Annotated in this window: 12 protein-coding genes; 7 read left to right on the top strand and 5 right to left on the bottom strand. The window is 36.5% G+C overall.

Annotated elements, in window-relative coordinates; all coding sequences use genetic code 11:
* Window positions 1–163 precede the first annotated feature (163 nt).
* From MUB18_RS16630 to MUB18_RS16645, 4 genes are all read left to right on the top strand, one after another.
* Complete coding sequence (locus MUB18_RS16630; protein ID WP_248753900.1) at window positions 164–2,527, top strand: TonB-dependent receptor; 2,364 nt, start codon at window positions 164–166, stop codon at window positions 2,525–2,527.
* Between the two features lie 71 nt (window positions 2,528–2,598).
* Window positions 2,599–3,636 (top strand): histidine kinase, encoded by a 1,038-nt coding sequence (locus tag MUB18_RS16635; protein WP_248753901.1) that lies wholly within the window; start codon window positions 2,599–2,601, stop codon window positions 3,634–3,636.
* On the top strand, window positions 3,636–4,697 hold the full coding sequence (locus MUB18_RS16640) for a sensor histidine kinase (protein WP_248753902.1): 1,062 nt from the start codon (window positions 3,636–3,638) through the stop codon (window positions 4,695–4,697). The genes MUB18_RS16635 and MUB18_RS16640 overlap by 1 nt, the downstream gene beginning before the upstream one ends.
* A complete protein-coding gene (locus MUB18_RS16645; RefSeq protein ID WP_248753903.1) occupies window positions 4,694–5,404 on the top strand; it encodes a LytR/AlgR family response regulator transcription factor in 711 nt (236 codons plus the stop codon). Before MUB18_RS16640 ends, MUB18_RS16645 begins: the two co-directional genes overlap by 4 nt.
* 14 nt (window positions 5,405–5,418) lie before the next feature.
* Here the strand turns inward: MUB18_RS16645 and MUB18_RS16650 are convergent, their stop codons facing one another.
* Window positions 5,419–6,039, bottom strand: coding sequence for a hypothetical protein (locus MUB18_RS16650; RefSeq protein ID WP_248753904.1), 621 nt, complete (start codon window positions 6,037–6,039; stop codon window positions 5,419–5,421).
* A gap of 107 nt (window positions 6,040–6,146) precedes the next feature.
* Here MUB18_RS16650 and MUB18_RS16655 point away from each other — a divergent pair, with 107 nt between their 5' ends.
* From MUB18_RS16655 to MUB18_RS16665, 3 genes are all read left to right on the top strand, one after another.
* Window positions 6,147–7,157: a glycosyltransferase family 4 protein gene (locus MUB18_RS16655; RefSeq protein WP_248753905.1), complete on the top strand. Its 1,011-nt coding sequence runs from the start codon at window positions 6,147–6,149 to the stop codon at window positions 7,155–7,157.
* 301 nt (window positions 7,158–7,458) lie between these two features.
* Complete coding sequence (locus MUB18_RS16660; RefSeq protein WP_248753906.1) at window positions 7,459–8,076, top strand: hypothetical protein; 618 nt, start codon at window positions 7,459–7,461, stop codon at window positions 8,074–8,076.
* Window positions 8,077–8,210: 134 nt separating this feature from the next.
* Window positions 8,211–9,278, top strand: coding sequence for a 2,3-butanediol dehydrogenase (locus MUB18_RS16665; protein WP_153194450.1), 1,068 nt, complete (start codon window positions 8,211–8,213; stop codon window positions 9,276–9,278).
* A 243-nt stretch (window positions 9,279–9,521) separates the two neighbouring features.
* Here MUB18_RS16665 and MUB18_RS16670 read toward each other — a convergent pair whose 3' ends face one another.
* From MUB18_RS16670 to MUB18_RS16685, 4 genes are all read right to left on the bottom strand, one after another.
* On the bottom strand, window positions 9,522–10,592 hold the full coding sequence (locus MUB18_RS16670) for an SDR family oxidoreductase (protein WP_248753907.1): 1,071 nt from the start codon (window positions 10,590–10,592) through the stop codon (window positions 9,522–9,524).
* Window positions 10,593–10,681: 89 nt separating this feature from the next.
* The gene (locus tag MUB18_RS16675; protein ID WP_248753908.1) at window positions 10,682–11,263 is read right to left on the bottom strand and encodes a Crp/Fnr family transcriptional regulator; all 582 of its coding nucleotides are present in this window, start codon (window positions 11,261–11,263) and stop codon (window positions 10,682–10,684) included.
* A 175-nt stretch (window positions 11,264–11,438) separates the two neighbouring features.
* Complete coding sequence (locus tag MUB18_RS16680) at window positions 11,439–12,038, bottom strand: hypothetical protein (RefSeq protein WP_248753909.1); 600 nt, start codon at window positions 12,036–12,038, stop codon at window positions 11,439–11,441.
* A 109-nt stretch (window positions 12,039–12,147) separates the two neighbouring features.
* Complete coding sequence (locus MUB18_RS16685) at window positions 12,148–13,134, bottom strand: LLM class oxidoreductase (protein WP_248753910.1); 987 nt, start codon at window positions 13,132–13,134, stop codon at window positions 12,148–12,150.
* Between the last annotated feature and the right edge of the window lie 153 nt (window positions 13,135–13,287).

Below are 13,287 nucleotides of genomic sequence, written 5' to 3' on the forward strand. Positions count from 1 at the left end.
TATGTTGCTATTTATGAAATCCTTATCAATAAAGAACTCCAATAAGGAAACATGATCGACACCATTGGTACATTCATATCAAAATAAGGTCCTGTTGATCTCATAATCAAAATTGATGTGCTAACAAAAAATATTTTTGTCAAAATCAACACTCCAATAGAAAATGACAAAAACAGAAGCTTATTCAATGTTCGTAGCACTGCTGCTCATCATCTGCTTATTCGCCAATAGCATGCTACATGCCCAAAGTAAGAAGGTACATCAAACCATATCCGGATTTGTGTTTGACCCAGCCTCAGGTCGAGCACTACAAGATGCATCAATAGAAATTATGGGATCATATCCGATATCAACAAAGACAAATATAGATGGAAGGTTTATATTAGAAAACATACCTATGGGAAGATATGAATTAAAGATCTCGTTCACGGGCTACGAAAGTCTGATTATCAAGGAAGTTCTTGTTGCATCAGTTAATCAGATATATATAGAAGTTCCGATGTATGAAAATACAATTACGCTGCAGGAAGTTGAGTCAAAACCCAAAATCCACCAGACAAAATCATTGAATCCATTTACAATTGTTGGAGGACAAACGTTCAGTCCAGAGCAAGCTAGCCGTTTTGCTGGGGGTATGGACGACCCTGCTAGGTTGGTCAGTACCTATGCCGGAGTAACCACTGCTAGTATGTCAAGCAATGGCCTTTCCATTCGCGGCAACGCTCCTAACCTATTGCAATGGCGGCTAGAAGGTATTGAGATCCCAAATCCTAATCATTTTTCGGATATCAATGTACTAGGCGGAGGTCTTTTATCTGCGCTGAGCAACAATGTCATTGGAAATTCAGACTTCTTGATCGGATCATTTCCTTCCGAATATACCAATGCCCTATCAGGAGTATTTGACATCAAAATGCGTAAAGGAAATAGACAACAGCACCACCATAGCTTTCAGCTTGGTCTTTTGGGTATCGATCTCGCTTCCGAAGGCCCCATCAGTAAATCCAGCAATGCTACTTACATCATCAATTATCGCTACTCGACCACTGGACTATTAGAAAAAATAAGAAAAGACAAAAATATAGGCGGAAAACTTGGTTATCAAGATTTAAACTTCAATTTAAATTTTCCAACCAAAAAATCAGGCTTATTCTCCATTTGGGGCTTTGGTTTGGTGGATGAAGTTGCTCCGATTTTAGATCAAACGAGCAGCAGAAAATACTTAGATGATGGCATACTGTCTGCTGCTGACCAACAATCCGGAGCAGCAGGTATATCGCACCATTATTTCTTTAAAAATAACAAAACTTCTCTAAAAAGCACATTTGCCACTACCTATTCAGGCAATCATATTCTTGAAGAATTTTATGACATTGAAAGCCATAAAAGTCCTACGACTGATTTAACGTACAATACAACAAACCTGATCATCAGCTCCACCTTACAACACAGATTTCATCCCAATCACATCAACAAAACTGGAGTGACATTTACCAATATACATTATGATATGCATGTAGATCACACCCCTTATTATGGACAGCAATTAATCAATTTTGCTCATTCAAATAGTCGGACAAATATGGTTTCAGCCTATTCCAATTCAAAACTAACTATCAGCGAACACTTTACCATTATCGGCGGATTTAATGTGCAGCATCTTATGCTCAATAAAAATACGGCTGTAGAACCAAGAGTCGGCGTAAATTGGAATGTACTGCCCCGTCGTTCCATTTCAGCGGCATATGGCTTACATAGCCGGATAGAAAGACCTGATGTCTATTTTTTTAAAAATAATGAAGATGAATTGAGTAATCGCGATTTAGCATTTCTAAAAAGCCACCAGTTCACCGTGGGTTATAACCAAGAAATCACGCCTGATATGCATTTAAAGATAGAGCCCTATTTTCAATTACTCTATGACGTGCCGATTACTGATACAGGGAATTATTCCATCCTAAACAGCACTGATTTTTATACCACACAAACACTTATAAACAGAGGAAAAGGTAAAAACTTCGGCGTTGATCTTACACTTTCTAAATCCTTTAAAAAAGGATATTATTACCTACTGACGACCTCGTTGTTTACTTCAAAATATAAAGCTGCAGATGGACAATGGTACAACACCCGCTATAACCGTAATTATGTATTCAATTTTTTAGCAGGCAAAGAATGGATTTTTGGAAGCGATATCCTAGGGGTCAATTTTAAAGCGAGCACATTGGGAGGACAACGATATACGCCAGTAGATGAAGCTGCAACTTTACTACATCCGGATAAAGAAGTTCAGTATGACGCAAATCGCATGTTTGAAAAACAGTTTCACTCCATGTTCATAGGTGATTTCACACTCAGCTATAAAATAAATCGAGGTCGCTTTTCACATACCTTTGCCCTAAAGAGCGTAAATGCGACAAAGCAAAAAGAATATATACAACATAAATTTAATATCATCACGCAAACCATAGAACCCTATTTTGCAGCCAATTCACTATTTAACGTGAGTTATAGGATAGACCTCTAGTAGCAAAGTCATGGAGTAAAAATTGTTAAACATTAGATTTTAATGTATCTTAAACCACACCTTGTAAAACAATGAATGATATTAAGGAAAAACACCTATTAAGCACTTTTGTGTTCGATAAAAAGTATCAGGTTTGGCGACACGTGCTCTTTATTGCGTTTGCTGCCGTGATCACATTTAATCAAGTTCTCATTGCCTATCAGGATTGCCAAGTGGTGCTAGGTAATGATATCTATCTGATTGGCGGATCCTCATTAATGACTTACCTGATCGTCATGTATTTTAATTATTTCTATCTTACGGCCAAATTCCTACTTAGAGATCGCATATGGTCCTATTTGATCATTACCATGATCTGTATGCTATCCTTGCCTGTACTATCGCTATGGATAGAGTACGGGGTTCGCAATTGGGCAAACCTAAACCATAGGATAGCAGATTATTCTAGTCCCTTAATATTGGTGGATATCCTTTCCACTTCTGTCATAACACTGATCTGTTTTTGTGGGATTTCCTTAATTTTGCTGTACCGGACATGGTCTTTGACAAACCAGCACGTGAGCGTGCTAGAAATAGAACATCTTACATCCGAACTGAAAAAACTGAAGGGTCAGATCACACCAGAATTTCTCTCTCGAGCATTACATCATGCTTCATTATGGACAATAAAAGATCCGCAAAAAACAAATGATATCCTGCTCAAATTAAGCGAATTATTACGCTATCAACTTTATGACGCCCAACAGGAAAAAACTTTATTAAACTCGGAACTCCTTTATGTTACTAAATTCATATCCCTTGAAAAACGGTGTAGACCCATTTTAGAATCACAGCTTAAGATTGACAAGCAACATCATTATCACCAGATATCCCCAATGTTACTCTTGACATTAGTTCAAACTTTTATCAAAGAAAGTAATAGTCTGGAGATCAGCTCAAATGTAGAAAACAACATGCTCACGTTTGTATGCAAATCGCATTCCATTACAGGAGCGCTCGAGAATCAACTAATTTCGATACGAAAGAGACTTGATCTGGCTTATAGCCACCAGTATATACTGCAGTTAGAAACAGGATCTGTTACACTTAAACTAGCATTGTGCCATTAATGAAAAGTTTTTTAAATACATATTCGCTAACCAGATTACTGATCGATCATAAATATCATCTGGCAAGGACTTTACTATTACAATCCTCCATTTTGGCTATTTCGATCGGCATCTTTTTCGATGCGCCTGATAAGCTAAACCTATCCGCAGATCGCATGATAGGTTGGATCAGTTACTATATATTTTTAAATTGTCTTATATATGTCAATAAAGATGTACTATTTCCAAAATTTTTGGCCAAAAATAGAATGACAGCTTATCTCATTTCTGTGGTTATTTTCACCCTATTTGCATTATGTATCATGGTTATCCTTCAGCAGCTTTTTTATGATATTGCCGTTACTCGACAACAGCCATCGCCCATCGCCATATTTTTCAGTATAACCTCCTCTATGTTTGCTATCATACTCTTTTTAGGTGGAATATCAGCTCTTCAACTGTTCAAACAATGGCTAATCAATAATCATCGCATCCATGAATTACAGTTGGCGACGTCCCGTATTCAACAACACTTTCTAAAAAGTCAGATCAATCCACACTTTCTATTTAATATGATCAATAATGCCAATATTCTAGTAGACGATGATCCGATCACTGCATCCATTATCCTAAAAAAATTGGAAAACATACTTCAGTATCAATTCAGCGATACGAAGTCAGCACAAGTTCCTTTATTGAACGATATTAAATTTTTAGAAGACTATCTGGAATTAGAAAAGTTGCGACGTGATCAATGCGATTTTAACTTGAAAAAAGAAGGAAATTTTGATAGCATAACCATACCACCAATGCTATTCGTGCATTTTGTAGAAAATGCCGTAAAACATAGCTCAGACAGTAAAGGTTCCTATGTCAATATAAAGTTCAAAATAGTAAACCAGCAACTTTACTTTTTTTGCGAAAATTCCAAACCGACTGCCCCTTCAAAAAGGGATATTGGTGGATTGGGATTGGAAAACATCAAACGGCGTTTAGTGTTACTTTACCATAAAAAGCACCAACTGCATATTGCAGATACGGATCAAACATATACCGTTACCTTATACCTGGATTTACAATGAGATACATTATAGTTGACGACGAACCCATTGCGCGCAATGGCATCAAAAAAATGGTTGACCAGATTCCACAATTGGAATTATTAGGAAGTTTTAACAGCGCAGAAACCGCTTCCGAATTCCTAAAGCATACCCCTGTCGATCTGATATTTCTCGATATTCGTATGTCGGGGATCAACGGTCTGGAGTTTGCACGCAATATACCCAAACTAACGCTTATTATCTTTACAACAGCCTATTCTCAATATGCAGTAGACAGTTACGAAGTCGATGCTATAGATTATTTAGTAAAGCCCATAAATCCTCTTAAATTAAGAAAGGCTGTGGATAAAGCCATTAATTATCACACCTTATTATTGGCAGAGGATAAAAAAAACCTGAATCAAATACAAGAAGATTATATCATTGTCAAATCGGACCGCAGATTTTTCAAGATACAGCACCATGATATATTATTTATTGAAGGACTCAAAGATTATGTTATTATTCAGCTGGAAAATGAAAGGATCATTACGCGAATGATTGTCAAGCAAATCCATGAAATATTGCCCCAACAGCTGTTCCTCAGGATCAACAGATCTTTTATCGTCAATAAATCACACATCAACTCCTTTGATAATAATGATGTATTTATCAAAGATTATGAGATCGGTATCGGGAGTGCTTTTAAAAATAGTTTTTTTGAGTGCATGTTGAAGTTAAAACAATAGGCAGCTTGGCGATATCATCTCTCAAGCTGAACAACTTCATTTTTCAAATTATCTTGAGCCTGTTTTTCAAACTTTTGTTGAAAATAGGATGTTTTATAAATACAATGCTTCGATAAAAAATGATTTAAGACTTTTAATCGTCCGACACGATATATTGAATTTGAATAGATCGCATATTCCTTTCGTACATTTTCGAAATACAAGGCATACATTTCCCATACTTGTCCTAAAATAGAAAGATCTGCATCAGTAAAATAATTAGTATCGCTATCTGTTGATTCCAGATGTGATTTCGTTGCTAGAATTTGTTTTCTGCACAGGTCTATGACATGATTAGAAACACCGATTTGTTTCATCCTCACTTCTGCAAGATCAGCACTTATTTCCTCATTATCAGATCGTAATGGATCGTAAATAATGTCGTGATAATAAAGAGTAAACAAAATAGCATCCCAATTCCCTATCTTTTCTTTTACATCGATCAATAATAACAATAGATTATCCAGATGCTGCATTGTATGATAATATCGATTATGAGCAGCATAATTTTCAACGATTTCATTCCATAAATGATCCATTAACGAATCATCGTCGGTATAATTTTTCAAAAGTTCTATAAATGTATTTCTTAACATAAGCATTTATCATCAGCCTCTTTAATATATGTGTTGTATTTAAATATAATAAAACAATTGCAATACGATTAAAAGTAACAAAAGTAGCGGTCATACGTTGTACTGATATGAAGATTGCAATGCTTTCGCCTATCGCATGGCGAACACCTCCTGTCCACTATGGTCCCTGGGAACAAGTTACGTCCTTATTGACAGAAGAACTAATCAAATCAGGTATAGAAGTCACCTTATTTGCAACCGGTAATTCCATTACCCAAGCACAGTTACAAGCTGTATGCCCTGCCGGATATGAAGAAGATCGAGATATCAATGCCAAAGTTTGGGAATCACTCCATATCTCAGAATGTTTCGAAAATGCTAATGAATTTGATATTATACACAATCAATTTGATTTTCTGCCCCTCACATATTCCAAACTGATACAAACTCCCGTTGTTAGTACAATACATGGTTTTTCATCCAGTAGCATTCTACCTGTCTATAAAAAATACAATAAGGATAGCCATTATATATCTATAAGCAATGCGGATCGTTCTGAGCAATTGGATTATTTAGCAACCATTTACCATGGTATCGATCTGGATCAGTTTACTTTCAATGAACAACCACAAGATTACCTATTGTATTATGGTCGAATTCACCATGATAAAGGTGCTAAAGAAGCCATAGCAATAGCACAAGCACTTGGCAAACGTTTAATTATGGCAGGCATCATTCAGGATGAACATTACTTCAACCAGCATGTGCAACCTCATTTACAACCTGGTAAGATCGAATATATAGGTTCTGTTGGTTCAGACAAACGCAATGAATTGTTGTCCAATGCAAGTGTATTGTTACATCCTATTAATTTTAGCGAACCATTTGGTTTATCGGTAGTTGAGTCTATGGCCTGCGGCACTCCAGTTGTCGCATTCAACAAAGGTAGTATGCCCGAACTTATTGATAATGGGCGGGATGGTTTTCTAGCCGAAAATATAGAAGAAGCTATAGAAATGGTGAAAGATATTCATTCGATCAACAGATTAGCTTGTCGGCAAAAAGTGGAAAATCATTTCTCGAAGGAAAGAATGTGCCAAAACTACGTCGAAGCCTATAAAAAGATTCTAGGTAAATAGTAATGGGACAATCATAATTTTAAAAATGCTTCACTACCTGTAAGGCATGGTTTATGTTATTTTGTTGATCCCATTTCAATATTTATATTGTTTTCTTTATTATTCTTGATACAAATAGAAAATATAGCCATATAATAGAATCATTTAATTATATTCGGTTTATTATAATATCTAAATGATTAAATGCGCATTGTTAGAAGAAAAAAAACAATAATGGAAATAAAGTACATACAAAAAACATATACAGCAATACTTAGTAAACTTATAAAACATAAACCTCAAATTAAGTAAATCCTAAAAAATGAAATTAAACTATTTCGCCTATTTATTCATGTTCATACTACTAGTCACTGCTTGCAGTAAAAGTAATGACGAGAACATTATACCAGAAGAGCCACAGCCCAAAGAATCAATTTATTTATTTTTAAAAGAGGAGATTATTGATTTTAAGGTATATAAAGGATCTGTCAATGGTGGTATAGAAGTTTCCAAAATGGAAAAACCAGAATCATTTTGGAACCCTTACAAATTAATAGATTTAAAGTATGATACCTTAATTGTTAGAAATGATAGTATTTTTGAAAGACCTGAAAAATATGAAAAAAATAATTTCAGATTTCGGGTAAGCAACGATACGATATACCAATGGAATCGATATGCTGAGTTTTGGGCACTGTATGGATTAAAGAAGGATGATATCATTGAGCATTATATATCGTTCTATAGTTTTCAAAAAGCTACGCCTCCTTATTTATTTGCAGAAAATGGACATAACGATGGCTTAGTCGATTCATCACGATATTTCAGCAATAATGAGTATGTGTTTAAAAGCCCTAAAAACATGCTATCTGTCAATGATTTGGCAACATGGTACAATACCAAACATATATTCAAAAAACTGACCAAAGATCCAAAATAAAGACAACTTCAAATCTTCGGCACCAGCTTTCAAATGATTAAATTCACCAATATATGTGATATCAATCACCCAAATTGGCTTTCTTCAATGATGATCTTTGATTACCTTAGTGTGTAACTTAAAGGGATAACAATATGGATAACACAATGAAAGCTGCTCGTTGGTATGCAGCAAAAGATATCAGAGTAGAGCCTACAGAAATTCCTTCACCACAGGCTGGTCAAGTTAAAATTTCAGTTCAGTTCGCCGGCATTTGTGGATCTGACTTACATGAATATGTACATGGACCGCAATTGATTCCAGTAGACAAACCGTATCCGCTCAATGGCCATCAAGGAACCACAACATTGGGTCATGAATTTTCAGGCATCGTTGATGCTGTAGGCGAAGGTGTACAGCATATACAGGTGGGTGATCGAGTGGTGGTAGAACCTATTTTCAAGAATTTTGATAGTCCTTTTATTGTTAATGGTAAATATAACCTATCCGAGCCATTAGGATTTATCGGACTCTCTAGCAATGGCGGTTTCGCATCCTATGTCGTGGTAGAAGATTACATGGTACACAAGATACCAGACAGCATGTCTTTTGAAAAAGGGGCGTTGGTAGAACCTGCCGCAGTAGCAGTATATGCTGTACTTCAAAGTGGTCTTAAAATTGGCCAGACCGTACTTGTTTCAGGAGCGGGTCCTATTGGTCTGTTGTGCGTACAGGCGGCAATTGCTGCAGGTGCCACCACTGTAATTGTTACCGATATCGCTGATAAACGCCTTGAAAAAGCAAAAACGATCGGTGCAACACATATCATCAATGCAAAAGAAGATGAAATTCCTCAAAAAATCAAGAACCTCACAGGTCTTGGGGTCGATATTTTTCTAGATTGTGCTGGTGTACAAGCCTCTTATACCACGGGAATTCAGAGTTTAAAAAATGGTGGAACTGCTGTTTTAGTTGCTCTTTTTGGAAAACCAGTTACTACTGATGCCCTAGATCAGGTACTGCGAGAGATTACCGTTAAAGGAATCATCGCTTATCGGAATATTTTTCCGCATGTCATTTCCTTGATCGATAGCGGCCGAATGCCCGTAGAAAAATTGGTCACACGTAAAATTGTATTAGACAATATTGTATCAGAAGGGTTTGAAGCATTAGTTAATGATCCAACTGAAGTCAAAATCTTAATTGATATACAGAGCAGTTAACAGGATCAAAATCAGATAGGCAGGAAGAGACATCTGTAAAAAAAATAAACAAAACTTATCAATCCTTAAACAAAGCTCAATGACCAGTTGAGCTTTGTTTATTGAGCATATACCTCAACAACTGACACTGTTTTCCACCTGATGATATCCATCCCCTATCCAGTCCCAACGGAATCGACAGGTTCATCCTAATTTCGATCAACAAGATGCTAGTCAATACCTAAATAGTAAAAAAATGGGTGATTATGGAATTACCCTTTCTAAGCGTAACTGTTCAAATAATTTGATAAATGAATCTTCCGTATTTTGGTAAGCACCAAAGCCCAACTTTCTACTGTTTGCCATATCGACCATGACTTCTATAGGTCTCCCCAAATCAAGATCTGTATGCCAAGGTGAAGTCAGCTCAAATAGTTCATGATCATGTAAGCCATATTTTTTGACTATATCTTGCCAAGTCTGACTTTCATTTGCCAGTTGATCTGCAAGTGGTGTGACTGTCCCATTGAATCCTTCAGATTCCACACCAAAATATTGTGCAATACGTCCCCACATCCAGCTCCATCTAAATACATCTCCATTCACAATATTAAATGCCATATTTTTCGCATCCTTATTGCTAGCAGCCCAGATTAACTGCTGAGCCAATATCTTGCTGTCTGTCACATCCGATAGACCACGCCACTGTGCTTCAGAACCTGGCCACAACATCTTCTTTCCTGTTTCTTTACAAATACTGGCATATACGGCAAGCGTTACACCCAGATTCATGAGATTACCAATAGCGTGACCTATTACTGTATGTGGTCGATGAATACTCCAAGTAAAACCATCCCGATCGGCAGCTCGATAGATCTCATCTTCTTGTGCATAATAAAAATTAGGATACTCCAACCTTGGCTGTTCTTCGCGGATAGGTGTATTAGGGAAAACACCTGCGCCGACATAAGCCTCAAAGGGGCCTAAATAATGCTTCAACCCAGTTACTAAAGCAACATGCTCAACTGTATTTTTTTTAGACAATACATCCAAAAGATTGCGAACCATCCGGCTGTTCACCTCTATATTTGCAGTCTCCGAATCTTGACGCATCCAAGTAGTAAAAAATATATGCGTAGGATAAACTGTTTCCAATGCCCTCATCAGATCTTCCGGATCCAGAAGGTCAGCTTTTACCGGAAATACGTCGGATTTCTCTATCTTTGGATGACGCGCCAATCCGTACGTCTTCCATCCCTGAGCAACAAGTTCCTGAGCCAAATTACTACCTGTGATGCCCGTAGCACCTACAACCAATGCAATTCTATCCATCATTATTATTTATGTTTTCAACAAAGTTATCCGTGTTCGAAAACAAAGTAGTTGATCCTAGTCAAGAAATTTCATTGATCCAGATCAACACATTAATCAGTTGAAGCTAATTTTTTTCGGATTCTACTCAGTGTTTCGGGAGCCAAACCGAGGTACGAAGCAACCAAATGCTGGGGTACACGTTGCATGATTTCAGGATTAGATTGGATCAATCTTTGAAACTTCTCTTCCGCTGAATAGCTATTTGAGCTGATCAAGCGTTCATCTTTTGTAACCAAACTATTTTGATATAACAGTCGAAAATATCTGTCCATAATCGGAACGTCAAGAGTCAACTGTTCATATGCAGCCCGCGATAACAGAAAGAGTTCAGTATCCTCCACCGCATCGATATACAGTGTAGCAGGTTGTTGATTAATATAACTATTAAAGTCAGAAATCCACCAACCCTCCCAACCAAATAAGCTAATGTGTTCATTTCCTTTTTCATCAAGACGATAAGACTTGATAAGCCCTTTATTGACAAAAGAAAGATGCATACAGATGTCCCCCTCTTCAAGTATAAATTGTTTCTTTCTAATTTTTTTAAAAGTAAAAAATGCAGCAATTGCTGATTTCTCCGCATCTGATAATGCTACTTTGTGCTCAATATGGGAAAATAGTACGTCGAACATGTAATCCTTTTTATATCCTATCAAACTTAAATAATTTTGTTTTGTTGAACAATGGTGTTATATCGACACCATCTATTACTTTTCTCATATATGATTCTAAGCTACATTTGGCATTAATTAAGCCTATTTAATCCATAATACCCTTTACTACTTCAAGCTAAATTAAAAATTACCATTAGTCTAGCTTCATAAAACTTTTCTCTATTTGCTGTGAAAGTGTATAAAATTTTAATGTGAGGCTATCTGGACTGTCTTTAAGCACATCAAGCCGAATGACGCTTTCATAGCCAACTTTAACATGATCACTTTTTAGAAAATCAGCATCCGTGAATAATATTACTTGTTCTACAATACCCTTATTTTCTATAATTTGTAGACGCGGACGAGACATCACACTCTGTATCAGCTGTACCCTATACTTTCCATATTCGGGAGTATAATACGATCGTCTTTCCATGCCTGTACTTGAAAACAAAATGCCGTAAAATGGCAACATCATTGGAACAATACTCATCAACACGCCTAAGATTAAAACAAACAAATAAATCTTAGTCAAAATGCTTTTCCAGAAAACGATCAAAAATGCAAAAGTTGACAAAAACCATGTCCAGAAGACCAGTCTATCTGTCCAATACCCTGCTAAGCTGATCTGCCAAAGCAGAATAGCTGTTATATCGACTAGCAACAGCATTGTCATGATCATATAAGCCGAGAAAAAGATCTTTTTCCTATTTTTAATTCGCAAACTTAAAATTTCGTTGTTGTCTATTCCCATCGATCTTATCTTTAGTGCTGTCAAAAAGAGTTTTTTATCAAATTCTTTTTGACGATTTAATGTACATTATTTTATCCAAATCCTGTACATTAAATCACGATCAATTTCCTTACCGCTTTATTTCTCCTAGTGATGGGAAATAGGGCAATATTTCCTCTCCCAATTCATTTATAACATCAGCAATAGGTCTTGAGCTAAAATGAATACCTAAAGCAGCATGATTAACTCCGACTTCCTGCCATTCATACAGTAGATCCAACAATCCCCTTCTTCCCGTTTTCAGTACAAAACCTCCACGTAAAGGAGTTCGCGGAAAATTAGGATCTTCCGCTAGATCAATCCACTCATTTGTCATATGGGGTTTAAAGGTTTGATGAGGAATTAATTCTCGCCAAGCTTTAATTTTATCACCCAAGGGCTTTACATGCATCTTTGATGTTGTCGCACCAGGATAGGTGATCCAGCCGTCACCATGTTCAGCGATCCAGGACAAAGACTGCTGACTAGCGCCAGTTATTAAACTGGGAATATATGTTTGAGCAGGTTTTGGTAAGAGATCCAATGTGTCGATGTGTGTAAGAGCAGACTTTATTTTGGGAAAATCCTCCGTATGCAGACGGCGAAAATCTTCCAATACCTGCCTAAAACGTTCACCACGTTGCTCAAATTCAATTCCAAAAGCTGGAAATTCAATAGATCGATCTCCTGAACCCACTCCCAACAACAGTCTATTATTGGACAACTGATCTAAAGAAGCAGCTGTCTTGGCTAGAGAAATAGGATGCCAAAAAGGTAAAACAATACTACCGGTGGCTAAAGCGACCTGGTTTGTTTGTCCTGCAAGAAAAGAAAGATAAGTAAAAGCATCATACACCTGACCAGCATCACCAAAACTAGGATCAAACATGGGGATATCCCGAACCCAAATAGAAGCAAAATTTAAACGGTCAATTTGTTTCATGTATGCCGTGTGCTGAGCGAAAATACTTAGCTTCCCATGATAAACTTCTAAAGGTAGAAATAAACCTACTGTAAGTTTATTCGGTGCAAATACGCGATTAAATGCGTTGTGATTTTCAAAATTTCTGGACATCATTTTTTAAGAATAATTTTAAGTGTTAATGATTCGATATATCTAGATTTCTAGATATAGAAAATAAAAAAATAAAGGTATCCATATACCTTTGTGAGTAATCGATAGTTAAACGAATAGACCTCCATAAAACAAATCATTTCGATATATCTAGAT

The organism is Sphingobacterium sp. PCS056 (assembly GCF_023273895.1).
Lineage (GTDB): Bacteria > Bacteroidota > Bacteroidia > Sphingobacteriales > Sphingobacteriaceae > Sphingobacterium.

Excerpts from the sequence above, each read along its gene's own strand:
- MUB18_RS16630 (WP_248753900.1), top strand. The coding sequence starts at position 164 with ATGACAAAAACAGAAGCTTATTCAATGTTCGTAGCACTGCTGCTCATC.
- MUB18_RS16675 (WP_248753908.1), bottom strand. The coding sequence starts at position 11,263 with ATGTTCGACGTACTATTTTCCCATATTGAGCACAAAGTAGCATTATCA.
- MUB18_RS16655 (WP_248753905.1), top strand. The coding sequence starts at position 6,147 with ATGAAGATTGCAATGCTTTCGCCTATCGCATGGCGAACACCTCCTGTC.
- MUB18_RS16660 (WP_248753906.1), top strand. The coding sequence starts at position 7,459 with ATGAAATTAAACTATTTCGCCTATTTATTCATGTTCATACTACTAGTC.
- MUB18_RS16665 (WP_153194450.1), top strand. The coding sequence starts at position 8,211 with ATGGATAACACAATGAAAGCTGCTCGTTGGTATGCAGCAAAAGATATC.
- MUB18_RS16640 (WP_248753902.1), top strand. The coding sequence starts at position 3,636 with ATGAAAAGTTTTTTAAATACATATTCGCTAACCAGATTACTGATCGAT.
- MUB18_RS16650 (WP_248753904.1), bottom strand. The coding sequence starts at position 6,039 with ATGTTAAGAAATACATTTATAGAACTTTTGAAAAATTATACCGACGAT.
- MUB18_RS16645 (WP_248753903.1), top strand. The coding sequence starts at position 4,694 with ATGAGATACATTATAGTTGACGACGAACCCATTGCGCGCAATGGCATC.
- MUB18_RS16635 (WP_248753901.1), top strand. The coding sequence starts at position 2,599 with ATGAATGATATTAAGGAAAAACACCTATTAAGCACTTTTGTGTTCGAT.
- MUB18_RS16670 (WP_248753907.1), bottom strand. The coding sequence starts at position 10,592 with ATGATGGATAGAATTGCATTGGTTGTAGGTGCTACGGGCATCACAGGT.
- MUB18_RS16680 (WP_248753909.1), bottom strand. The coding sequence starts at position 12,038 with ATGGGAATAGACAACAACGAAATTTTAAGTTTGCGAATTAAAAATAGG.
- MUB18_RS16685 (WP_248753910.1), bottom strand. The coding sequence starts at position 13,134 with ATGATGTCCAGAAATTTTGAAAATCACAACGCATTTAATCGCGTATTT.